At 70.0% G+C, this 22,636-nt stretch carries 19 protein-coding genes, 1 pseudogene and 1 CRISPR repeat array; of the genes and pseudogenes, 9 read left to right on the forward strand and 11 right to left on the reverse strand.

All coding sequences use genetic code 11. The features are described from left to right. The first annotated feature begins 111 nt into the window (after positions 1-111). Together ACRWK8_RS21380 and ACRWK8_RS21385 are read left to right on the forward strand one after the other, a co-directional pair. The gene (locus ACRWK8_RS21380; protein WP_378737162.1) at positions 112-2,112 is read left to right on the forward strand and encodes a glycosyltransferase family 2 protein; all 2,001 of its coding nucleotides are present in this window, start codon (positions 112-114) and stop codon (positions 2,110-2,112) included. A gap of 104 nt (positions 2,113-2,216) precedes the next feature. After that, on the forward strand, positions 2,217-3,848 hold the full coding sequence (locus ACRWK8_RS21385) for a glycosyltransferase family 2 protein (protein WP_431872452.1): 1,632 nt from the start codon (positions 2,217-2,219) through the stop codon (positions 3,846-3,848). A 71-nt stretch (positions 3,849-3,919) separates the two neighbouring features. Here ACRWK8_RS21385 and ACRWK8_RS21390 read toward each other — a convergent pair whose 3' ends face one another. From ACRWK8_RS21390 to ACRWK8_RS21405, 4 genes are all read right to left on the reverse strand, one after another. Further along, a complete protein-coding gene (locus ACRWK8_RS21390) occupies positions 3,920-4,375 on the reverse strand; it encodes a MaoC family dehydratase (RefSeq protein WP_378737613.1) in 456 nt (151 codons plus the stop codon). Between the two features lie 74 nt (positions 4,376-4,449). Then, complete coding sequence (locus ACRWK8_RS21395; RefSeq protein ID WP_378737157.1) at positions 4,450-5,574, reverse strand: enolase C-terminal domain-like protein; 1,125 nt, start codon at positions 5,572-5,574, stop codon at positions 4,450-4,452. A 216-nt stretch (positions 5,575-5,790) separates the two neighbouring features. After that, positions 5,791-6,909: an alanine dehydrogenase gene (gene ald / locus ACRWK8_RS21400; protein WP_378737611.1), complete on the reverse strand. Its 1,119-nt coding sequence runs from the start codon at positions 6,907-6,909 to the stop codon at positions 5,791-5,793. Between the two features lie 137 nt (positions 6,910-7,046). Then, complete coding sequence (locus tag ACRWK8_RS21405; RefSeq protein WP_378737155.1) at positions 7,047-8,273, reverse strand: dihydroorotase; 1,227 nt, start codon at positions 8,271-8,273, stop codon at positions 7,047-7,049. 376 nt (positions 8,274-8,649) lie between these two features. On the opposite strand from ACRWK8_RS21405, the gene ACRWK8_RS21410 reads away from it, so the two are divergent. Next, positions 8,650-10,803 (forward strand): bifunctional copper resistance protein CopD/cytochrome c oxidase assembly protein, encoded by a 2,154-nt coding sequence (locus ACRWK8_RS21410; RefSeq protein ID WP_431872455.1) that lies wholly within the window; start codon positions 8,650-8,652, stop codon positions 10,801-10,803. A gap of 277 nt (positions 10,804-11,080) precedes the next feature. Then, positions 11,081-11,599: a CRISPR direct-repeat array (repeat unit 29 nt; unit sequence CTGCTCCCCGCGCACGCGGGGATGGACCC). 508 nt (positions 11,600-12,107) lie between these two features. Here the strand turns inward: ACRWK8_RS21410 and ACRWK8_RS21415 are convergent. The 4 genes from ACRWK8_RS21415 to ACRWK8_RS21430 form a co-directional block, all read right to left on the reverse strand. After that, positions 12,108-12,665, reverse strand: a complete 558-nt coding sequence (locus tag ACRWK8_RS21415) for an ATP-binding protein (RefSeq protein WP_431872457.1) — start codon at positions 12,663-12,665, stop codon at positions 12,108-12,110. 97 nt (positions 12,666-12,762) lie between these two features. Then, positions 12,763-13,281, reverse strand: coding sequence for a hypothetical protein (locus ACRWK8_RS21420; protein ID WP_431872459.1), 519 nt, complete (start codon positions 13,279-13,281; stop codon positions 12,763-12,765). Further along, positions 13,281-13,820, reverse strand: coding sequence for an ATP-binding protein (locus ACRWK8_RS21425; protein ID WP_431872479.1), 540 nt, complete (start codon positions 13,818-13,820; stop codon positions 13,281-13,283). Before ACRWK8_RS21425 ends, ACRWK8_RS21420 begins: the two co-directional genes overlap by 1 nt. Positions 13,821-14,218: 398 nt before the next feature. Further along, a complete protein-coding gene (locus tag ACRWK8_RS21430; RefSeq protein ID WP_431872461.1) occupies positions 14,219-14,542 on the reverse strand; it encodes an ATP-binding protein in 324 nt (107 codons plus the stop codon). 465 nt (positions 14,543-15,007) lie between these two features. On the opposite strand from ACRWK8_RS21430, the gene ACRWK8_RS21435 reads away from it, so the two are divergent. Together ACRWK8_RS21435 and ACRWK8_RS21440 are read left to right on the forward strand one after the other, a co-directional pair. Then, positions 15,008-15,832, forward strand: a complete 825-nt coding sequence (locus ACRWK8_RS21435) for a helix-turn-helix domain-containing protein (protein ID WP_431872463.1) — start codon at positions 15,008-15,010, stop codon at positions 15,830-15,832. Then, on the forward strand, positions 15,825-16,007 hold the full coding sequence (locus ACRWK8_RS21440; protein WP_431872465.1) for a DUF397 domain-containing protein: 183 nt from the start codon (positions 15,825-15,827) through the stop codon (positions 16,005-16,007). The genes ACRWK8_RS21435 and ACRWK8_RS21440 overlap by 8 nt, the downstream gene beginning before the upstream one ends. A 246-nt stretch (positions 16,008-16,253) precedes the next feature. Here ACRWK8_RS21440 and ACRWK8_RS21445 read toward each other — a convergent pair whose 3' ends face one another. Beyond that, positions 16,254-16,841: a TetR/AcrR family transcriptional regulator gene (locus ACRWK8_RS21445; RefSeq protein ID WP_431872467.1), complete on the reverse strand. Its 588-nt coding sequence runs from the start codon at positions 16,839-16,841 to the stop codon at positions 16,254-16,256. 299 nt (positions 16,842-17,140) lie between these two features. Here ACRWK8_RS21445 and ACRWK8_RS21450 point away from each other — a divergent pair, with 299 nt between their 5' ends. Continuing rightward, on the forward strand, positions 17,141-18,010 hold the full coding sequence (locus tag ACRWK8_RS21450; protein WP_431872469.1) for an alpha/beta hydrolase: 870 nt from the start codon (positions 17,141-17,143) through the stop codon (positions 18,008-18,010). Between the two features lie 136 nt (positions 18,011-18,146). Then, the gene (locus tag ACRWK8_RS21455) at positions 18,147-19,442 is read left to right on the forward strand and encodes an MFS transporter (protein ID WP_431872471.1); all 1,296 of its coding nucleotides are present in this window, start codon (positions 18,147-18,149) and stop codon (positions 19,440-19,442) included. Between the two features lie 291 nt (positions 19,443-19,733). Here ACRWK8_RS21455 and ACRWK8_RS21460 read toward each other — a convergent pair whose 3' ends face one another. Continuing rightward, positions 19,734-20,267, reverse strand: coding sequence for a class IV adenylate cyclase (locus tag ACRWK8_RS21460; protein ID WP_431872473.1), 534 nt, complete (start codon positions 20,265-20,267; stop codon positions 19,734-19,736). 505 nt (positions 20,268-20,772) lie between these two features. On the opposite strand from ACRWK8_RS21460, the gene ACRWK8_RS21465 reads away from it, so the two are divergent. Continuing rightward, complete coding sequence (locus tag ACRWK8_RS21465) at positions 20,773-20,898, forward strand: hypothetical protein (RefSeq protein ID WP_352388587.1); 126 nt, start codon at positions 20,773-20,775, stop codon at positions 20,896-20,898. A 93-nt stretch (positions 20,899-20,991) separates the two neighbouring features. Continuing rightward, entirely contained in the window at positions 20,992-22,245 is a 1,254-nt protein-coding gene (locus ACRWK8_RS21470; RefSeq protein ID WP_431872475.1) for a YcaO-like family protein, read from the forward strand. 58 nt (positions 22,246-22,303) lie between these two features. On the opposite strand, the pseudogene ACRWK8_RS21475 reads toward ACRWK8_RS21470, so the two are convergent. After that, a pseudogene (locus ACRWK8_RS21475) lies at positions 22,304-22,636 on the reverse strand (hypothetical protein); the annotation flags it as partial.

Genomic DNA, 22,636 nt, shown 5'->3' on the forward strand with positions numbered 1-22,636 from the left:
GACACGCCGTGACGGTAAGTCACCATCTGTGACCGGAGTGGCTAGGGTGGGCGGCGTGACCGGTGAGGGCCGGTTCGTGCCTTCACTCACTCCGAACCCCGGGGTCGCCCGATGATCCACTCAGTCCTACGCCAGGCGTTGCGCACACGCGGTGACGAACCAGCGGTCCTCTGCCACACCGGGGACCACGAGTCGACCCTCAAGGCACTCTCCGGGTTGCGGCTGCGACCCGACGACCTCGTGGTCGACCTCGACGCCCACCCGCTCGGTGAACCGTTCGAGGTCGCCCGGGTGGGCGGGGAGGACGAGCCCGAGGCGGTCGGACTCGTCGCGGTGGTGGCCGCCAGCCTCACCGACCTGCGTCGCGTCCTCATCACCGTCAACGCCCTGCCCGCCACCGTCCACCTGGTCGTCGTGGTCGCCGACACCCCCGGGCACCACGGCCCGCTCGTCCCGTGCCCGCCGGGCATCGACGAGTGGAACGACCTCCTGGAGATGCGCGTCCGCCGCCTGGGCAAACGCGGCTGGATCTGCGAGCTGTACTTCCCGAACACCGTCGAGACCGGCCCGGCGCTCGACTGCGTCCTGCACGGGACCACCGGCGGGCGGCGCGGCCTCCGGCCCACACCCCTGGCGGGGGTGCACGGCGGGGGCGGGGCGCGCTGGCGGCCGGGCGACGTCGCCGCCACCGGGGTGAGCGCGACCGGCCCCGTACCGCTGCGCAGGGTCTCGCCCGTGGCCGACCTCGTGGTCCGCACCTCGGACCGGGAGCTCCCGCTGTGGGAGGACGCCGTCGTCCCGCACCTGGACCTCCCGCGCTCCGGGGCCGGAGTCGACGAACCCGACCCCGTCACCGCGCTGGCACCGGTCGACGAGCAGAGCGTGAACCCCATCGGCTTCACCAAAAAGGCCGGCGGTCCCCTGGGCGACCTGTCGGTCCGGGGCGGACGCACCGTCGTCCGCGAGGGGGAGAAGGTGCTGTTCGCCGTCCCCGGGGACGGCACGCTCACCGACCTGGACATCGGCCGCGCCCGCTACCTGCGCGGAGTACGCGTGGACTGGTCCGGGCACGCGAAGCCGGTCACCGTCGTCCGAGCGGTCGTCGCGCTGGCCGCCGGCGGGATACCCGTGGTCAGCGGGCCGGTCCCGGACTGGGCCGCGGGGCTCGGACCGGAACTCACCGCCGTGCTCACCAGCAGGGAGGCCACAGAGCTGGCCGATCCCCTGAGCAGGGAGGAGCACAGCGTTCGGCTGCGCCGCGCCGCTCTGGGCACCCACGGCCAGCTGGCCCGCTGGCGCACCCTGGCCGCTCGGGTGGGGGTCCCGGTGCCGCCGGAACCCCTGGTGTCGGTGATGCTGTGCACCCGGCGGCCCGAGCTCGTGGGGTTTGCGCTGGCCCAGGTGGCCCGGCAGCGCGGGGTGCGGTTCGAGCTGGTCCTGGCCCTGCACGGGTTCTCCGCCGATGTGCCCGAGGTCGGGTCGGCCGTCGCGGAGTTCGCCGCGACGGGTATCCCGGTCACGGTGTACGAAGCTCCGGCGGACCAGGTGTTCGGCTCGGTGCTCAACGACGCGGTGGACCGCACGTCCGGCAGCGTGATCGCCAAGTGGGACGACGACGACTGGTACGGCCCCGACCACCTCGCGGACATGCTCATGGCGCGCACCTACGCCTGCGCCGACCTGGTCGGCGTCACCCAGGACCTGGTGTACCTGGAGGAACTCGACCTCACCGTGTGGCGGAGCTACCAGACGGAGAAGCCCTCCCCGGACGTGGTGGGGAGCACGATCGTGGTCGACCGCTCCGTGCTGCGCGACGTCGGCGGGTTCCGGCCCCTGCCCAGGGCGATCGACAGCCAGCTGCTGCTGGCGGTCCGCCGGAACAGCGGGCGGATCTACCGGACCCACGGCCTCGGCTACCTGCTCCGGCGGGCCGGTCAGGGGCACACCTGGGGCGCCGACATGGGCTACTTCCTTCGCAGGAGCACCCGGCAGTGGTCCGGCTGGCGGCCGAGCGCCCTGCTGGAGGGCGCGCCCGCCCCGCTGGGTCAGCCGGTCCCGGGCCCCGCGCGGACCCTGCTCCGGACCACCGAGTACACGGGAGGACAGTCGTGACCAGTGCGGACAACGTCTCGGAACGTCAGGCGGGGGAACGTCCCGACACGCGGGTGCGGGTCGGGATCCCGGAACAGAGTCAGCCCCGGGGAGGGGAGCGCGAGGTGCCTCCGACAGTGACGCGGAGCCAGCCCCAGGTGTTCCGCAACGACTACGCGCGGCTGGACCCGCCGTCGGTGGGCGAGTGGACGCCGACGCTGTCGGTGAGCGTGGTGATCCCGGCGCACGGTCAGCCCGAGAAGCTGGCACTGGTGCTGGCCTCGCTGGCGGGCCAGAGCTATCCGGCCGACCTCATGGAGGTGGTCGTGGTGGACGACGGGACGCCCGAGCCCCTCGTGCTGCCGCCCGTCCGCCCGGAGAACACCCGGCTGATCACCTCCGATCCCGGCGGTTGGGGTTCGGCGCACGCCGTCAACACGGGGGTCGCGGCTTCGACCGGCCAGGTGATCCTGCGTCTGGACGCCGACATGCTCGTCTACCGCGAGCACGTGGAGTCCCAGATGCGCTGGCACCACGTGGTGGACTACGCCGTGGTCATGGGCCACAAGATGTTCGTGGACTTCGACCCGGCGGCGATGACCCCGGAGCACGTCCGGGACGAGGTCGCCGCCGGACGCGCCGGGGAGCTCTTCGACCGGGACAGCGCGGACCCGCACTGGGTCGAGCGGTTCATCGACCGGCACGACGGGTTGCGCTCGGCCCACCACGAGGCCTTCAAGGTGTACGTGGGGGCGACGGGCTCGCTGCACCGGAGCCTGTTCGACGCGGCGGGCGGTCTGGACCCGGCCATGATCCTGGGCGGGGACAGCGAGTTCGGCCACCGGGTGGCCCAGCGCGGCGCGGTGTTCGTCCCGGACCTGGAGACCAGCAGCTGGCACCTGGGGCGCTCCCAGATGCAGGAGAAGCGGAACGCGGGGACCCGCTATCGGATGCCGTACGTGGCCAACCGGGTCCCCGACTTCCACCTGCGCCGCAAGCAGCCCGAGCGGCAGTGGGAGGTCCCGCTGGTCGACGTCGTGCTGAACGCCGGGGGCCACACCCTGGAGGAGATCGACACCACCGCCAGGGCGCTGCTGGCCGGCTCCACCCCGGACCTGCGTCTGTGGATGGTGGGCCCGTGGAGCGAACTGCACGAGGAGCGTCGCTCTCCGCTGGAGGAGGACGCCCTCGACCTACGGCTGGCCCACGAGAGCTTCCGGGGCGACCCGCGCGTGCGGTTCGTCGAGAGCCAGCCGGGCACGGACCCGCGCGTGCCCTTCCGGCTGTACCTGGAGGCGGGGACGGAACCGTTCCCCAAGGCCCTGGCGGAGATGGTGCGGGCCTGCGACACCCACGCGGTGGGGCTGCTCTGCGCGCCCATGCCGGGCGCGCTCACGGCGGAGGAGGGGATGCTGCGCCTGGAGCGGACCGCCGCCTTCGCCCGCGCCCGCCACCTCGACCCCGAGGCGACCGGCCGGGACCTGGACCGCCTGGTGGAGGAGGTCCACGGCATCCACTGGATGCCCGCGACGGACCTGGTCCACGCCACGGACGAGGAGGAGGCCCGGCTGGAGGCCCCGTCGGCCGCGCGGCCGGAGGAGGACACCGAGCAGGACGTGGCCCGGCTCCTCGCCGAGCTGGAGCAGGCCAGGGCCCGGAGCGACCGCATGCGCCGGAGGGCGGAGCGGGCCGAACGCAAGCTGCGCTGGTTCACGCCCGGGCTGGTCCGCCGCGCCCTGCGACGCGTGGCCCGCTAGGTCGCCGTTGGAGGAGGCCTCGTCCGCTGGTCGGCACCGGACGGGGCCTCCTCCCGTGCCCTGACCCCTGGCTAGGGAACCCAGAGGCCCAGGGCCTCCGCGACCAGGGCCGGGCGCTCCTGCCCCTCGATCTCCACGGTGTGCCCGGTCGAGACCAGGTAGCCCTTCGGAGTCCGCCGCACCTCTCCGAGCGTCACCGCGTCCCGCACCCGCGAGCCCACCGTCACGGGTTGGAGGAAGCGCACCTTGTTGAGGCCGTAGTTGATGGACATCCGCGGCTTCTCGATGAGGGAGAGGATGCTCTGGGAGAAGTGCGCCAGCAGTGACAGCGACAGGTAGCCGTGCGCGATGGTGGCTCCGAAGGGGCCCTCGGCGGCGCGCTCGGCGTCCTGGTGGATCCACTGGTGGTCGTCGGTCGCGTCGGCGAAGAGGTCGACACGGTCCTGGGTGATGGTCAGCCAGTCGGTACGGCCCAGGTGCTCGCCCTGGGCGGCGGCGACCTCATGGACGTCGGCGAATACGCGCACCACGCCTCCACGTGCGTCGTGGTCCGGTGTCGGGGGCCGGACACGGAAGCGCCAGGATACCTAACGGCGTTCGGTTATGGGGTGGTGCCCGGCGTCCGATCCGAACGCGCGTCCAGCACCAGCGTCCTCGCCGTGTACCCGGCCAGTGCCACCCGGTCCACGTCGTGCCCCAGCCCGCTCTCCGTGAGCGGCACCGGCACCACGCCGTCGTGCGCGCGCACGGGGGGAACCACCAGGTCACGACCGCGCGGACCGGAACCGGGCATCTCCACCGGCAGGGTCGACCCGGACAGCGAACCCAGCGCGACCGTCGCCGCGCGGCCCACCCCGGTCACCGCCGAGGAACCGCACCACACCGCCCATCCCGCGTCCACCGCCCGGTCCACGGCGCGGCGCGCCGCCGTCAACCCGCCCAGCCGGGCCGGGTCCACGTTCACCGCGCGCCCCGCCTCGGCCAGGACCGCCTCGCCCAGGTCCTCCACCGAGGACAGCGACCGGTACAGGGCCACGGGGGTGCGCAGCTCGGCCGACAGGCGGGCGTGCGCGCCGAGGTCCCCGGGGGCGAACGGATCCTCGATCGCCAGCAGCCCGAGGGTGTCCAACGACCGCAGCGCGTCCAGGTCGGCGGGGGACTCCGTGTAGCGTCCCCCCGCGTCCACCTGGAGGACCAGGAACGGGAAACTCGTCTGCACGGCCCGGATCACGTCGGTGTCCCAACCCGGTTCGACCTCCAGCCGGATCCGGCGGAACCCCGCCCCGACGCGCCGGTTCACCTCCGTGACCACCGACTCCAGGGTCGCCTGCCGGGGCAGGGTCGCCCCCGCCGTGAGGGCCGTACGCTCCCCGCCCAGGGCGTGCGCCAGCGGGGTGGAGCGCTGACGGCTCCACAGGTCCCAGCAGGCGGTGTCCAGGGCCCCGGTCAGCGCCGGGTCCCAGGGCAGGTCCGCGAAGGCGTCGGCCACCTCGGTCGGGCGCCGCCAGGGATGTTCGAGGAGAGCGGGCGCGAAGTCGCGCGCGAGCGCCTCCCACTGTTCCGGGGTGGCACGGGACACCTCGCCCCAGCCGCTCACCCGACCGTCCGACACCCGGACCAACACCGGAACGGAGCCGTCGGAGCCTCGCCCGGCCAGCGACGGCCGCAGCCGCACCAGTTCGAGCTCGACGATCCGGGTCACCGTTACCGCTCCGGTGTGTGTCACTGCAGTCCCACCTCATGTGTTCGGGCCCCGGTCACGGGCCCCGCCGTCGGAGGGGCCACCCCTCGACGGTACCCCCGCCCGACCGGCCCGACCACCCCGTTCGCGGGCGCGGATTCGACCGTGGACCCAGGTCGCACGGGTGCGTCCAGCCCGGACACCGCTCCGACACCGAGGAGGGGGCCGCCCGTACGGACGACCCCCTCCCCACACGCGTGCCTAGGAGGCGAGCACCTCGGAGAGCTCGCGGTACTTCATCTCGTGCGCCTCGGCCACCGGGGCGTAGACCAGGTCGCCCTCGAAGGTGTTGAGGCCCTCGGCCAGGGCCGGGTCGTCGCGCAGGGCCTGCTTCCACCCCTTCTCCGCCAGGGCCACCGTGTACTTCAGGGTGTCCTTGGTCAGGGCGTGGGTCGAGGTGTTCGGCACCGCGCCCGGCATGTTGGCCACGCAGTAGAACACGGTGTCGTGCACGGCGAAGGTCGGGTCGTCGTGCGTGGTGGGCCGGGAGTCCTCGAAGCAGCCGCCCTGGTCGATGGCGATGTCGACCAGCACCGCGCCGGGACGCATCCGGGAGACGAGCTCGTTGGTGATGAGCTTGGGGGCCTTGGCGCCGGGCACCAGGACCGCGCCGATCACCATGTCGGACTCCAGGACGGACAGCTCCAGCTCGAAGGCGTTGGAGACCACCGTCTTGACCTGCCCCCGGTACAGCGAGTCCACGTGGCGCAGCTTGTCGACGTTCAGGTCCAGCACGGTCACGTTCGCGCCCATGCCGACCGCGATCTGGGTGGCGTTGAGCCCGGACACCCCGGCGCCGATCACGGTGACGTTGGCCGGGCGCACCCCCGGGACTCCGCCCATCAGCACGCCCCGGCCGCCGTTGGGCCGCTGGAGCGTCACCGAACCCACCTGCGAGGCGAGCCTTCCGGCCACCTCGGACATCGGGGCCAGCAGCGGAAGCGAACCGTCGGGCAGCTGCACCGTCTCGTAGGCGATACCGGTGACCCCGCGGTCCAGCAGCGCGTCCGTGCACTCACGGGAGGCGGCCAGGTGCAGGTACGTGAACAGGGTCTGGCCCGGGCGCATGCGGTGGTACTCGGCCGGGACGGGTTCCTTGACCTTGAGGATCAGGTCGCCCGCGGCCCACACCTCGTCGGCGGTGGGCAGGATGCTGGCGCCCGCCGCGAGGTACTCCTCGTTCGTGATGGAGGAACCGAACCCGGCGTCGTGTTCGACGAAGACCTCATGACCCCGACGGGTCAGCTCGTGGACACCCGCAGGGGTGATCGCCACCCGGTACTCGTGGTTCTTGATCTCGCGGGGCACGCCGATGCGCACGATTCCTCCAACTGGTATCGCCATTGATACCTCCCACTGTGACCTGCGAAGGCGCGTCCACGCTATCGCCAATGTGCATAGCCCTCCGTTGCCATGTTGACAGGCTGTAAGCCGGATGTGTGTGGTGTGACACGGGTCTAGCGCTGATGTACTTCGGAGCGGGTCGGGCGCCCCGCGACCCACGTGCGCCGCACTCTCCCGGTGAGGCGCATCCCGGCGTAGGGGCTCGGGTCGCTCCCCGGCACCGCGAGGGTCGTCTGGTCGTCGAAGGCCACCAGGTCGGCGTCGTACCCCTCCTGGACACGGCCCCGAGTGCCCAGCCCCAGCAGCTCCGCGGGAGCCGACGCGGTCCACCGCGCGAGATCCGGCAGTGAGCGACCGCGTCGGCGCGCCGCCGTCCAGAGCGCGGACAGGCTCCACTCCAGGGTGAACAGCCCGATGGCGGGCAGGTGGCCCGAGCCGACGGTGCGGATCGGGGAGTCGGGCTCCAGCAGGGAGCTCCACAGCGCCTTGCGGTTGGCGTCCGAGCGCAACGGGGGACGGCAGGCGTGCGCGGGGGACTCCGGGCCGGGGAACTCCGAGGGCAGGCACAGGTAGTGCGGGCAGGTGTGCGCGGTCAGGCCGACCCCCACCGCGCCCGCGGCCGCCAGCAGGGCCGCGCACTCGGCGGCGGTGAAGGGGGCCACGTGCGTGCGCGCGCCCACCACGCGCGCCGCCGCGATCACCCGCTCCAGGCCCCGCCGCTCGGCCCGGGGAGGACGCTGTTCCGCCGACACCGGCGGGCTCCCGAGCTCGCGGGCGTCCTCGGCGTGCATGATCAGCAGACCGTTGAGGGTGGCGATCTCCGCCATGGCCTTGCGCAGCTGGGCGTCGCCCAGGGCGGCCATGTCCGGTGCGCCGCCGTCCGACAGCGACCCCTGGAAGGCCACCACCCCGCCGGCGTGCAGGTCCGCCAGGTCCAGTGGGCCGGTGCCCTGGGTGACCCCGCCCAGGAAGAGCACCGAGACGTCGGCCCCGGCCGCCGCCCGCTGGTGGACCTGGAGGGAGTCGGCGCAGGTGATCGCCGGGCGGGCCGGAGCGGGGGAGACCACCACACAGGTCACGCCGCCGCGCAGGGCGGCGTCGCTGACCCGCCGGTAGGAGTCCGGTAGCTCCTCGCCGGGGGCGTGCACACCGGTGCCGAGGTCGACGGCGCCGGGCAGCAGGGCGGTGTGGCCGAGCTCGACCACCTCGCGCGCCGACATCCTGGCCGTGTAGGGGCGGATCGCCTCGATACGGCCGTCCCGAACCCCCACACTGGCTGACCTGATCCCGCCGGGGACCACCGTCCGCATGGAACGGATGACACTGTCGAACTCGGGCATCGCCCTCCCCCTTCGTACGCTTCTCGGCGTTCGTGGAACTGGTGGCCGTGGAGGGGGCACGGCGGCGAGGGGCGACGGGCACGAGGGGGCGGTCCGCGACCTCCTGTAGGAGAACGAGCGTATCGCGAAGGCCCTCCGAGGAAGGGGGAAACGTCACTTCTGGTCCGGGCGCGCATGCGCGGCGAAAGGGATTTCCGGCGCAAGGGGGGTGGGCGAGCGGACCCAAGTCCGACACTGTGTAGTAAACGGACTAACCTGGGTCGAGGTGTCCCCTCCGCGCCAGGTCCCCGCCGGAGTCCGACGGACGGCGGTGCGGAGGCCATCGCGGCTGAGGGCGCTGACCTGCAAGTTGACCAACTCGACGACGGAGTGGCGCGTGGCTCCTCCCGCCCAGAACGACACATCCCCCAAGGATCTCCAGGACCAGGCCCCCGGCACCGAGAACGCCCCCGTCTACGCCCTGGCGGCCGTGCTCGTGTGCACGGTGGCGCTGGGCGCCACCCTCATCCTGGGCGGCGCGGTCTTCGCGCAGATCATCCCCGGCATGGAGAGGTTCGACTCCGGCGAGGTGGTCCGCTGGGGCATGCCCATCGCCAAGACGGTCATGGACACCGCCGCCGTCCTGACCATCGGCCTCATGCTCATGGCGGTCGTCCTCCTCGGGTCGGAGAAGGGCCAGCTCTCCCAGCAGGCCGTCGGCTACGTGCGTGCCGGAACCTGGACCGCCCTGGCGTGGGTCCTCGGTGCCGTGGGCACGCTGTACTTCCAGGCCGCCGAGTTCCTCGGCAGGCGCGCGGGCCAGGTGACCATCGACGAGGTCACCGCCTTCGCCGGGTCGGTCGGCTCGGGCGTCGCCCTCATGTTCGTGATCCTCATCGTCACCGGCATCGCGCTGTTCGGCCGCACCGTCACCACGGCCACCGGCGGCCTGTGGCTGCTGGTCGCGTCGCTGGCGGCGGTCACCCCGCCCGCGCTCACCGGCCACGCCGCCTCCTCCGGCGCCCACGAGCTCGCCGTCACCGGGCTGGCGCTGCACCTGATCTCCATCTGCGCGTGGGTCGGTGGGCTGGCCGTGGTCACCTACCACGCCATGCGCAAGGACGCCCAGGAACCGGCCGTCGCCGCGCACCGGTTCAGCCGGATGGCCCTGTGGGCCTACGTCGGCGTGGCGGTCAGCGGTGCCGCCAGCGCCATGGCCCGCCTGTACTCCCTGGACGACCTGTTCGGTACTGACTACGGCCGGATCATCCTCGTCAAGATCGTGCTGTTCGTCGTGCTGGGCTTCCTCGGCAACGCCCACCGCACCCGGGTGCTGACCCGGATCGACGCCGCTCCCGGTGGGAAGGCGGGCTACTCCTTCCGCCGCCGGAGCTTCCTGCGCCTGGCCGGGGCGGAGGTCATGATCATGGCCGCCGTCATCGGCGTGTCCGTGGGCCTGGGGCGCACGCCGCCGCCTTCACCGCCGATCGAGACCACCGTCGACCCGGCCGCCGCGATCCTGGGCTTCGCCATCCCGCCCGCGATGAGCCTGGAGAACGTCCTCACCCTCTGGCGGCCGGACTTGTTCTTCATCATGTTCGTCGTGGTCGCCGCGGTCCTGTACCTCGGGGGTGTGCGGCGCCTGGTCAAGCGCGGGGACAGGTGGCCGATCGGGCGCACCGCCGCCTTCCTCCTGGGGCTGCTGACCATCGTCGCGGTGCAGCTCAGCGGGTTCGCGACCTACGCGATGATCATGTTCTCCATGCACATGATCCAGCACATGGTGCTGGCCATGGTCACGCCGATCCTCCTGGTGCTGGGTGCGCCGGTCACCCTGGCGCTGCGCGCCCTCCGGCCCGTCGAGAAGCGTGGCGACCGGGGGCCGCGCGAGTGGCTCAACGCGTTCCTGAACAGCCGCTTCTCCAAGGCGGTGACCCATCCGGCCGTGGCCGCGCCGATCTTCGTGTTCAGCCCGTACGCGCTGTACTTCACGCCGCTGTTCCCGACCCTGATGAACGACCACCTGGGTCACCTGTTCATGGGTGTGCACTTCCTGGTGTCGGGCTTCCTGTTCTACTGGGTGATCGTCGGCATCGACCCGGCGCCCCGGAAGGTCCCGTTCCTGCTGCGGATCCTGCTCCTGCTCGTGGCGATGGGCTTCCACGCCTTCTTCGGCATCGCGATCATGGAGCAGGCCACGCCGATGGCCATGCAGTACTACGGGCAGTTCGACATCCCGTGGATGACCGACCAGGCCGCCGACCAGTACGCGGGTGGGGGTATCGCCTGGGCGCTGGGTGAGATCCCCACGGTGATGGTGATGCTGGCGCTGGTGGTGCAGTGGTCGCGTGACGACGAGCGCCAGGAGCGCCGCCGTGAGCGGCACAGCCGCCGTGGTGGTTCCGACGATGCTGACATGGACGACTACAACGCCTACCTGGCCGAGCTCGACCGCCGTTCGCGAGCGGCCGCGGGCGGGGGTTCGGCTGGTGGGGGCGGTACTGAGGAAGCCGCCGCTGGTGAGGCCCCGGAGAGTACCGCCAAGGACTGACCGGCCGCAGGTGGGGGAGAAGGTGGGAGGGGCGTGCCCGACTGGGTACGTCCCTCCGTCCGGTCAATGGTGCTTGGTCCAGCCGGTCTTTCGATGCGGAGACACATTGTCCCGCGCCCCGTTGTGTAGGTGTTGACTGCGGAGCGGAGTAGTCGTGAGTGCCGGATGGGCGGTAGAAAGAGCGGGAGAGGTCGCCACGCGGATGGGTGAAATGTCTGTTTCTCAACAACTTGCAGATTTGGCGACTTTCCGCTGACAAACGCGCAGGTCAAAGAGACTGCTCCCCGCGCATGCGGGGATGGACCCACGCCAGAGGGGTATTGGATCGCAGGATCGAACTGCTCCCCGCGCACGCGGGGATGGACCCACCATCCCGCAGTGCTTGCAGGCGTCATCACGCTGCTCCCCGCGCACGCGGGGATGGACCCGCGGGACATGCATCGGGTATGCATGACGAAGACTGCTCCCCGCGCACGCGGGGATGGACCCCACAGAGGCATCGCGCGCCGATTCCGGCGGGCCTGCTCCCCGCGCACGCGGGGATGGACCCAGCGTGGGCACCACCGAGACGTCGTACCGACGGGCTGCTCCCCGCGCACGCGGGGATGGACCCCACTCGTCCGTGGCCTTGATGAACTCGGCCTCCTGCTCCCCGTGCACGCGGGGATGGACCCACTCCGGTCACCTGGACTTCCCACTTGGGGATCTGCTCCCCGCGCACGCGGGGATGGACCCGCCATCAAGCCTGCGGTCAACGGGATCGCAGGCTGCCTCCCGCGCACGCGGGGAGGGGCCAGGCGACGGCTTCGTCGCCCGACCCCGTCTTCTCACCGGTCAGGCCAGGATGCCGATGGCGTGGGTCAGGTTCCGACCCACGGTCTCTAGGGTGGTGAGTCCCAGGAAGAGGGTGGAGCTGATGGCGGTGGCGGGCCATCCCCACCACCGGCAGGGTGCGCGGTGGCGGCCCCTGGGAGGAACGGGTTCTGGTTCGGCTCGAGCGGAGGCATCGGCTTCCCGGGCCTCCCTCGCCCTCTGTTCACGCTGTTGGCGAGCCACGAGCATCCAGTGCGGCACCGGACCGTGTTCGAGCATGTGGGTCACCCGGGGGTTGCCCTGCATTTGGCGCAGCAGGCGTGCGTACCGGTCCTGGGGGGCTTCGACTCGGAGCGGCGGGGGCGCAGGTGACTCCGGTGACGCGGGTGGCCACGGGACGACCCGCAGTGGATGCGCGGCGGTGCGGGGGAAGCGGTGGCCTCGGGGCGCGGTCAGGACCGAGCGCACGCTGGGGTCGAGTTCGTGACCGGTCACAGGGCACCCCCACCAGCGGAGTCCCCGCCGCAGTTCAGCACGGGAAGGGTGAACTCGGCCCAGATGACGGTGCCCAGCCCCGCGCAGAACGGGAAGTCCAGCACCGGCCGGAATCCCCATCGGGTGGCGAGGTGGCCGAGCAGAAGCAGGCCCCGGCCGCGTTCGGCCTGATCCCACTCCTTCCGGGTACGCCTGCGCGGGACCTTCGGGGAGGAGTCCGAGGAGGCATCGGTGCGGGTGCCGTCGTCGATGACCGAGATCCGGACCGTCCTCGGGCGAGGCGTGTCGAGGGTGCGGACCACCCTCCCCTCGGGGTCCTGTCCGGAACGGGAGTGGTCGCAGGCGTTGGCGAACATCTCGCTCACGCACAACACCATGCTCTCCCTCGCTTCGACCGGCAGGGTGAGCAGACTGGCGAGGTCGGTGTGCAGGTCGGTGCGGACCTGACGGGCTTCGGAGAGCTGACCGGGGTAGACGCGACTCTGCCACCGGTGCTCGTTGTCGGGCCGGTTGATCGTGTGGTCCGGGGCGTGGGTGTGCGGCACAATGGCCATGTCGGCAATCTCTTTCTCTTCAAGGGGTTGAGCTGTCGGCCTGCTCTGGGGGTGTTGCTGCACCCGCCAGAGCTTTTTCGTGGAACGGCTTCGGGGCTCAGGCAGCGGGCGGAGGATCCGGATCGCCCCTGTGGACTCCGAGGTGGCGGTGGGCGAGCAGCCGCAGGAGTTCGGTGCGGTTGGGTGCGGTGATGCGCTCGTAGGGGTCGCCGTCACCGGTCCAGCCCAGGGGGCGGCGGGCCACGAAGGTTTCGTTGGGAGCCTGGCCTTCGACGGTCATGTTCCAGTGCTTGTGCAGCAGAGCGCAGAGCACGTGTTCGGGGACCGGGAGCCCGGGATTGGAGTCCTTGTCTTTCGGAACCTTCCCTGCCACGGGCCTGTTGCCGGGTACCCGTGTGGGTGAGGGGTGGTCGTGGATGGCCTGGTCGATCAACCGGACCGCTAGTTCCCCATCGCTGTCCTCCCGCGCGATCCGTAGGGCCTCCAGGATCACCGGGATGCGGTTGCGCAGGGTGTGGTTGTGCCACACATCCACCTGAGCGGGAGTCAGATGAGCGGGGGCGGCCAACGCGTCCTCGGCGGTTGCGAGCAGGTCCCGGGTGTCGATGTCCAACATCAGCACTCCACCTTGTCCTCTGCGGTGTTGGTTTGCGTCCACGGGTTGTGGGTGAGGTCGTAGGAGAGGTGGAACCAGACCTGTCGGAACTTCGGGTTGCCGTTGTCGCCCCACCGGTCCGCCAACGCGTTGACCAGCCCCAGACCCCGGCCGCTGCCGGGACCCGCATCGGGGTCGAGAGTGTCCAGGTCAGCCGCGGTGAACGGCCCAGGCTCCATGGGGTACCGGGCGCCCTGATCCTGGCAGATCAACGTCATCCCGGTCGCACCTCGATCGACGATGAGCGTGAAGGTACTGCCGTGCTCACTCGACAGAGAGTGCGCGATGGAGTTGTTCGCCAACTCCGACCCCAGCAGCGTGAACACGAACCGGAAGTCGAGGGAGCGTTCAGCGGCACTGGTGTCCAGGAACGCCCGCACCAGCGGCATGAGGCAGGGGAGTCCGGCGAAGGAGTACCGGCGTTTGCGGAAGGGTGGGCCCTCGGCGCGGGAGAAGTAGTGAGCGTGGAAGGGCTTGATGAAGCTCGCCAACGGGACCATGGCCTCGCGGTGGGCGAGTTCGGGGGAGAAAACGCCGCTCACGTGGCCACCGCCAACCGTTGCAGCCCGGCCAGGACGAACCCCAGAACCTGCATGGGGACGGAGTCGATCGGCCGCCGGGGCGAGGGGATCACCGGTTCCTGAGATGACTGAGGGGTGCTGCATCGGGCAGGGCTGTGAGTGTTCGCGGTGAAGGCGTGCACCTGGGTGCACGGATCTGAGGACGCTCGGGTGCGCCGCTCTGGTCGGGGTGACAAGTGGTCAGCGTTCATGTTCGACCGGCTCTCCTGAAGGTTGTCGTGAGTTGATGGCGTGAGCTGAGGGCACGGGCTTCGCACAGGGTGCTCAGCCCTCGGTTCTGTTTCTGGGGGTGCCTTGAGCCAGAGGTGACTCGTGTGTCAGCTGAGGTCGAGGACGACCTCGACGGTGGTCTGCTGGATGCGGTGGCCGTCCCAGGTCCACGAGGGGGTCCAGGAGAGGGCGAGGTGGTTGAGGGCTGCCAGTCCGGACGTGCTTGCGCCGGGGTTCAGTTGCGGGTACTGGAGGGAGCCCGGATTCCGTGGCCCCTGGTCAGTGACGTAAAGGTGGGGGAGGAAGGGGCGGGTCTGGTCCAGGACCATGCGGACCGTTCCCCCAGGCAGACCTGAGCGGGAGTGCTGGTGTGCGTTGGTGACGAGGATGCGCGCGATGCGGGCCAGCCGGGTGCCCTCGACCGGCAGCATGTTCCGGCACCAGGAGGAGAGGGCTCGGTATTCGCGGGTGGGTCCGAGCAGGATGCCGTGGCGCGCGGGCTCGGAAAATCGGATTGCGCGGGGGTAACGACCGAAATGGGTGTTTGATGCCCTTTTGCGGTGCCGGATGGATTGCAAATGTCTCACCTCGGTACTTCGGGGTGGCCCCTGCCCCTGGGTGACTCTCGACCTAGGTCACCAGAGTTCTCAGGAGTAGGGAGTTCCTGACGCCTCTCGCATCACGTCATGGATCATTTGTCGCATTATGTCGTGAAAGCGAAAGCTTCAATCTGCTTCGCCAGGCGATGCGATGTGTCCACCTTGAGGGGGGCTAAGGCCGAGCTCAAGCGTGCTCGCCACTTGGCAGTGAGTTGGGATAGTTGGCGAAGTCTCTCAATGCGTGTTCTAATTCATGGTGAGGTCGAAGATTTCCTGGCATACCGATGGTGAGGTGTCATGGCTGAGCGCAAGATTGACCCAGCATGGAGGAGCTTCGGTGAAGTCTTGCGTGAGCGCCGCAAGGCGGCCGGTCTGCGACAACGTGACGTCTTCGAGGGGCTGACCGTTTCGAGTGGTTACTACTCGAACTGGGAGACAGGAAAACGAGCCCCATCGAAGAAGGTTCTTCCTGCACTGGACAAGATCGTGAAGGCGAACGGTCTCGTTATCAAGGCGTGGGAGAGGGCCAAACGCTTGGTCGACGCGCCGATGAGGTTCGTGGAGCTTCCGGACCTCGAAGCTGCGGCCATCAAGATTCGTGAGTTTCAGCCACTGGTGATTCCAGGGCTTGTTCAGACGGAGGACTACGCGCGGGGTGTCTTCAAGGACACCTTCCCTGGGATGAGCAAGCTCAGGATCGACCACTTGGTACAGGCCAGGATGGAACGGCAGAGTCTCCTCGACAATGAGGTCGCGCCCCTGATCATCCTCCTCCTCACGGAGGGCGTCCTCCACCAGCAAGTGGGGAACCTCGGCATGCCCGTACTGCTGGGTCAGTGGCAGAGGCTTCTCGCGGACATCGATGCCGATAAGGTGCGAGCGCAGATCATCCCGACGGGGACCGGCCGTCACTACGGGAACGGGGGCGCGTTCAGGCTCTACACGTTCTCAGACAAGGAACCCGTTGCTTCTGCGGAGTACATGACCGGAGAGATCGTGATCAACGAGCCGGACAGGTATCGGGAGTGCGACACGAACTTCGGCCTTCTCCAAGGGGAGGCGCTCCCGGAAGCGCAGAGTCGCCGAATGCTGAAAGAACTGGTGGACAAATCTCATGATTGAAAAGCATGAGCGCGCGTGGCACAAGGCTAGCCACAGCGGTGGCAGTGGTAGTTGCGTGGAGGTCTCTGAGGGATCGATCACCTTGATCCGAGACACACAGAATCGACACCTTGGGTTCTTGAGTGTCCGCTCAGCCGAGTGGACTGCACTCCTGGATGCGATTCGCGTCAAGTAACGAACCTCGGGCGACGGGCTCCGCCAACCTCGCTGGCGGGGTCCGGTTCGTGTTGTGCCTGTTCAGGCTGCCTGTGGAGCAAGCGCAACTCCAGGACCAAAGCCCTGCAAGTATCGTGCGCAACAATCACCCCATCTGCCTCACCACCACTGCACTCAATGGAGGCCAGAACCCGCTCTTCGCCTCTTCCCCGAGGATCCAAGAGGGTGAGACCGTGGATGAGGCGACCGGGAAGTCAGCGCTGATTTACTGAGTAGACGGTGCGTGGCCCTCTCCCTGGAACGCTGCCAGCGAGGTGATGAAGCGTTCGGCCGCGGCGTCGACCTCGGAGGTCGGGCTCAGCAGCCTTTGCAGCAGCAGCCCTCGCAGGCACGCGGTCGCGATGATGCTCTGCTGCCTGGCATCGGTCTCCGTGGCTCCGTCACGCAGCGCCGCCGCTTCGAGAAGACGCTCCAGGTGGTCGATGTCGACGACGAGCTCCTGGAACGCCTCCCGCTCGTAGACCGCGAGCCCGACCAGGTGGAAGAAGGCATGCGTGCGGTCCTCGTGCGCCGGGTCCGAGTAGAAGCTCCACACGGCCCTGCACAGGGCGACGAACCCGAGTTCGTCGCCGGTCGCGGCGATGACCAGGTTGTCGCGGCGGCGTGCTTCCAGCAGCACGGCACGCAGCAGCCCCGGCCGCGACCCGAAGTGGTACGTCAGCAACGTGTGGTGCACGCCGAGCCGCTCCGCCACCTGCCGCATCGACAGGTTCGGGCTGGGGCCGTTCTGGCCGAACTCCTCGAACAACGCCTCCAGGAGACGCTGCTTCCCTTCCCCGACCGGCGCTCTCACGTTGCCTCCTTTGACAGTTTCACCACTGTTGAGTACGTTAGCGCACATCCAATTCACCACTGTTGAGTTCGACGGTGCGGGTGTTCGCGGCGGGACGTCCGGAGACTGACACGGGCGTCGTTCACCAGTGGCGACGCCGACATCCTCGGTTCGAGCGAGACGAGCGCAAGGGCCCGCGTCGGGGATGCCGGTCGACGGGCCGCCCAACGGCGGGACCGCTCCACGGCCCCGGGGTGTTCGCTGATCCAGACCCGGCCGACCTCGTCGTCGGGACGGTCACATGACGAAGGGAAGACCCGATGAGCGGGTTGCTGCACGGCTGTCTGCAGGACACGGAGTACCTGGAGGTGACCGCGAAGTCGGGGCGCCGCTACGCCGTCTGGGTGACCACACCCCCCGGCTACGCGGACTCCACGGAACCCCTGCCGCTCCTCTACGTGCTGGACGGCAACTGGACCGTCGGGTTCACCGCGCCCCTCATCGTCGCCCAGGCGGACCCCTACCTGACCATCGCCCCGTACATCCAGGTGAGCATCGGGTACGCGGGCGAGGAGGCCGAGAACTGGGCGCAGATTCGCAACCGCGACCTCGTGCCGCCCGGGGAACCCGCCGGGGACACCATGCTGGCGACCCTGGAGTCGGCTCGCGAGTCGGGTGCGATGACCCAGGAGCAGGTGGACGCCTACCTCGCGGAGCTCGCGGAGTGCCGCGCCGACCTCTTCCTCGACTTCCTGACCGACGAACTCCACCCCCACCTGCGGTCGAGACTGCGGGTCAGCGACTCCGGGCACGGACTCTTCGGCTACTCCTACGGGGGCCTCTTCGCGCTCTACACATGGCTGCGGGACACGGGGCTCTTCGCGAGCATCGGTGCGGGCAGCCCCGGTGTGGCCAGCACGGACAGCCAGATCCTCACCCTCCTCGACGCCCTGCCGGAGCCCACCGAGGAGGAAGCCGCGCCCCGGCTGCACATCACGCTGAACGAGGCCGAGCTCCTGGGCGAGATCCCGTTCTACCGAGGGATGGCCCGCAACGTCCTCGCGGTCGTGGAACAGCTGCACGCCAAGGGCCGGTCGGAGCAGGTCACCCATGCCCTGTTCCAGGAGACGCACGTCACCGGAGTGCAGGCGTCGTTCCTCAGCTACCTGAAGACCGCCCACGGTCGCTGATCGTTCGTGTCGGTCTCGCGCGGCCATGCGGAACGCGGTTCTCCACGGCGTTGTGCCGCACGGCGGGAGGTGAGACTCTGGCGCTCCGTGCCAGAAAGTCGCACCCCCGCCTGGCCGCACGAAGGAAGCCGCAACCGTGAACGATCAAGAGGCCGGCACCGACGGCGACGAGACCCCCGCACCGGCGATACCGGCCACGGAGAAGCGCGGCCTCGCGGGGTACGTGAGCGTTCTGCGCACACCCGGTCTGACCGTGTGGGCCGTGGTCCTGGTCCTCCAGCGTGTGCCCGTGGCCATGGCACCGCTCGCCCTGGTCTACCTCGGATACGCGGTGACCGGTTCCTTCCTGGTCGGCGGGCTCCTGGTCAGCGCGCACGCCCTGGCCGAGGCGGCCGCCGCCGGTTGGATGGGACGCAGGTTCGACCGTCGGCCGCCCCGTGGCGAGACGGCGCTCGTCCTGGGAGCCGAAGGCGTGTTCTTCCTGCTCCTGTTCGTCTTCGCCCACCAGTTCTCCGTAGCCCTGCTGGTTCTGCTGGCCGCCCTGGGCGGCGCCGTGTCCGCTGGCACCTACGGCGGGTTGCGTAGCCTCCTGCAACGCATGGTCCCCGCGCACACCCGACCTGCGGCACTGGGCCTGGAGGAAACGGTGAGCGCGACGATCTGGGCGGCGTCCCCCGCGCTGGTCGGGGTGCTCGTCGCCGCCGGGGCGGGCACCTGGCCGGTCGGTGCGATGGCCGTGGCCTCGTTCCTGGGCGGACTGGCCGCCCTGGGCCTGCCGCGTCAGTCCCTCCTCCTGGCCTCTGACCAGGCCGGGGAAGCCCCGAAGCAGCGGAGCAGCGGTCGCCTGTGGCAGTTCTGGCCCTCCCTGGCCCAGGACGGCGCCGCGATGTTCACCTTGGGAGCCGCCTCGGTGGCGCTACCGGCCCTGCTCATGGCGATGGGGTCCGGCGCTGCGCTGCCCGGCCTCATCCTGGGCGCGGCGTCGGCCGTCGGGGTCCTCGGCGGTCTCGTCTACGGTTCGCGCCGGTGGCCCCGCCAGCGGGCGCACGCCACCGGGCTGCTCCTGGTCTACTGCGTCCTCGTGGGTGGCGTGGGCCTCGTGAGTGTCCTGAACGAGGCGTACCTGGTGGGTGCGTTCTTCGTCGCCGCGGGCAGCATCCAGGTCCCCGTGCTCATGTCGCGCGCGCTCGTGGTCCAGGAGCAGGTGCCCCCGCAGGACTGGAGCTTCGCCTTCTCGTCGCTGTATGCCGCCAAGGGCATCGGCTACGGCGCCGCGGGGCTGGTCGCCGGAGCCGCGATCTCCGCCGTCGGCCCTACCTGGGCGATCATCGCGTGTGCGGCGGTCGCGCTTCTGGTCGCCCTCGTCGCCGGAGTGTGCGACCTCCTCCGGAGCCGCACAGGTTCTCACCCCGCCCAGCCCCGGAATCCCTGAGTGAAGAGCTCCGGGAACGAGGACCATGCTTGGTGGACCGATGCACTTGTTCGAGGACTGAGGAGAGCGCGCATGGCCCGTCAGCTCCGTTTCACCGGCACCGACAGCGGAGTCGACGGCTGGCCCACCTGCCCGCTCGGGTCGTGCTCTACTCCATGAGCCGGGACGCGGCGATGCACCACGCGGTGGCCCACGACGAGTTCGCGGAGAAGGCTTGACCAGCCCGCGCGTCGACGGTCTCCGCTCGTCGTCTGGCGGGCACGGGGCCGTCCGTCCGGGCGGTAGGTGAGATCACTGGGAGGGGCGCACGAGGATGTCGTAGGTGTCGGTGGTGCGCTCCAGGTCCACGCCGAGGTCGCGGGCCCAGGCATCGAGGTCGTCCTGGGCGGCCCGGCCGTCCCGGTCGTCATCGACCAGGATCTCCAGTTCCAGGAAGACCCCGGCCCTCTCCACCTCGTCCACACAGACGGAGACCTCCCCCGCGCTTCCGGCACGGCGGGTTTTGGCGATGCGCACGTTGGGCGCGTAGCCCAGGCTCGTGAGCACGCCGTGCATCGCCTCTCGGTCACCGACGGTCGTCTCGTGCTCGACGCACTCCATGGCGGTGGCCATGGGCGTCTTCGTGGTGACGACGTGTTCGCCGTCCTGGGTGCGCAGCCGGGCGAACGTGAATCCCAGCTTGCCCTGTGAGGGGTCCCAGCCTCGGGGCGCGTACGCCAGGTCGTCCTGGTGAACGGGGTCGCTCACCTTCACACCGGCCTCCTTGAGCGCCACCAGCAGCGCCTCCAGGTCCCGCACCCGGTACTTCGTCTCGATCTCGCGCATCGGTGGCCCCCGGATTCACACTGTTGTCACTGCTCACGGGAGACTATCGACGTCCCGAGTGCAATGGGGCGCATTCACGAATTCCAGGTACTCAAGGGGCGGCCCCGGCTCACTTCGCCGGACTAAAGCACGGGACGGTAGGATTCCAGAATCGCCGGTCCATTCCCGCGTGCGCTCGGCCTACTGCGCGTGCGGGGTCAGCCGGGAGTTCGATGACTTCCCCTGACCCTTGGCCAACGCGGCGCCGAGACAGGCCACCGGATGGGCGCCGCCCGTGGGGGCCGGGTGCCTCGGACTCCTCGAACACCGCGTTCCGCAGGGGTGGAAGCGATGGGTCACCGCCGCGCGCGGCGTCGCCGAGGTTGTGCCCAGATCATCATATTCGCCGCCTATTCACGCAAACCTCATATTCCCCCCGATATCAATCGTCTGTGTTTGTGTCCCGGTGAGGCGCGGGTATTTCCCTCAATGCCAGAATGGCGACCGAGCGAACAGGATGGCAATAATGGGTATCCGAACCTGGGACTCAGTCGGCGGCGGCCCCCACAACCGCCTGACGGACCTGGAGGAGCAGGAACTCCAGCAGGTCGAACAGACCCAGTCGACTCAGGAAACCGACGCGCAGGACTAGTCCACGTCCGGGGCGGCACCTTCCTTCGAGGGAACGCCCCGGACCCCGGTGCCCGACCCGACCTGAAAGGCACTGCCCCCATCGGGCCGCGCGATGACCACCACCTCCACCCCGGCACACCGCACCCCTCAGGCCGGAGAGCGCACCTTCTCCCTGGACCGGGCCCTTGAGCTCGCCGAGCAGACCCTGGCCCAGACCGGACTGCACGCCCGCTTGCGCGACCTGGACGGCGCCTGGCGCTGCCACCTGCACCGCAGCGACGACACCCTCGCCCCGGCCGGTGTCGGGGCGGGCAAGGGCGAGAGCGAGCAAGCCCGCGTGGGCGCGCTCTTCGAAGCCCTGGAACACCACCACAGCGACGCCCACGCCATCACCGCCGAACAACTGGTGCTGCGTTCCTCCGAGGAACTCGCGTCCGAGGAACTGGCCACCGACCCCGCGATACGCCCGCTGTCCCTCGCCCCGCCCACACCCCTGGCCTGCCGCACCCACACCGCGCTGGACGGGTCCGGTGCCCGTATGGACGTGCCGGTCTACCTGCACACCCCCTCCTACCTCTCCGCGACCCCCGACCAGCGCCGGGCCCTGGGCGACACCTTCGACTACTCGACCGTGGCGCGCTACAGCACCAACAACGGGACCGCCATCGGCGCCACGGACACCGAGGCCTTCGTGCACGCCCTGGCCGAGACCGTCGAACGTGACGCCCTCTCGATGCTGCTCGCCTCCACCTTCCTGGACCCACATCCGGAGTCCCTCAGCGTGGTGGACCCGACGAGTCTGCCCGAGGGCCTGCGTCAGCTCCACACCCGAGCCCAGGCCCGCTCCGGCACCCCGGTGTGGCTGTTGGACATGACCACCGACCTCGGCATACCGGCGTTCCACGCCTACGCCCCCGCCCGCCACGGCCACCCCATGGCCGGGTACGGCGCCTCCCTGTGCGCCGCGCACGCCGCCCGTCGTGCGTTGGAGGAGTTCGTGCAGGTCCTCGCGATCTTTGAAAACGAGGAGCACCCTCCCACCGACTTCACCGCGCTGTCCCGCCACCCTGCGCTCCTGCGCGCTGGCCGGGCCGATTTCACCCCCCACCTCGGCTCCGCGAGGGTGCTCGCCTTCACCTCCACCAACGCGCCCATGACCCCTGCCGGGCACCTGGCCGAGTTGGTGCGCGTGCTCACCGCCCACGGGCACCGCCCCTACGGGCGCGTCCTTCACGAGGCGGCCAACGGGGTGAGCACGGTCTCGGTGTGCGTACCCGGCCTGGAACGCTTCTTCGCCGTCACCAGCGGCCAGTGCGTGGTTCCTGGTCCGCGTGCCCGCGCGCACATGACCCGCGCAGCGAACTGAGGCTCGCGTACCCGGGACCCCGACGACATCGTCGCGATCCGCCCCACCCCCACGACGTTCACCCGGGGCAACCCCGCCAGCCCCAACAGCCACCTCGCACGGCCTCGTCCGCGCTGGCCTGCACGTAGAACGAGTGCTCATCGCAGACGGACACGGTCAGGTTGCACGAGTCGGGGAAGTCCATGGTCACGCTCGGGTACCCCTCGACACTGACGAACTCCTGGTCCTTCTCGCCCGAGAACGCGGCGGCAACGGTCGTCTCGACGGTGTCCTTCTCCTCGTGGACCTCCACACGCAGGTCCACGCAGGCGTCAACCCCGTTCGTGCAGAAGCAGTGGCGTCGAACAGGGGCTGCCCTCGTTGTCCTGGTCAGGATGCCCAGGTCAACGGC

It is taken from the genome of Nocardiopsis eucommiae, assembly GCF_965344335.1.
In the GTDB taxonomy this organism is placed as follows: domain Bacteria; phylum Actinomycetota; class Actinomycetes; order Streptosporangiales; family Streptosporangiaceae; genus Nocardiopsis; species Nocardiopsis eucommiae.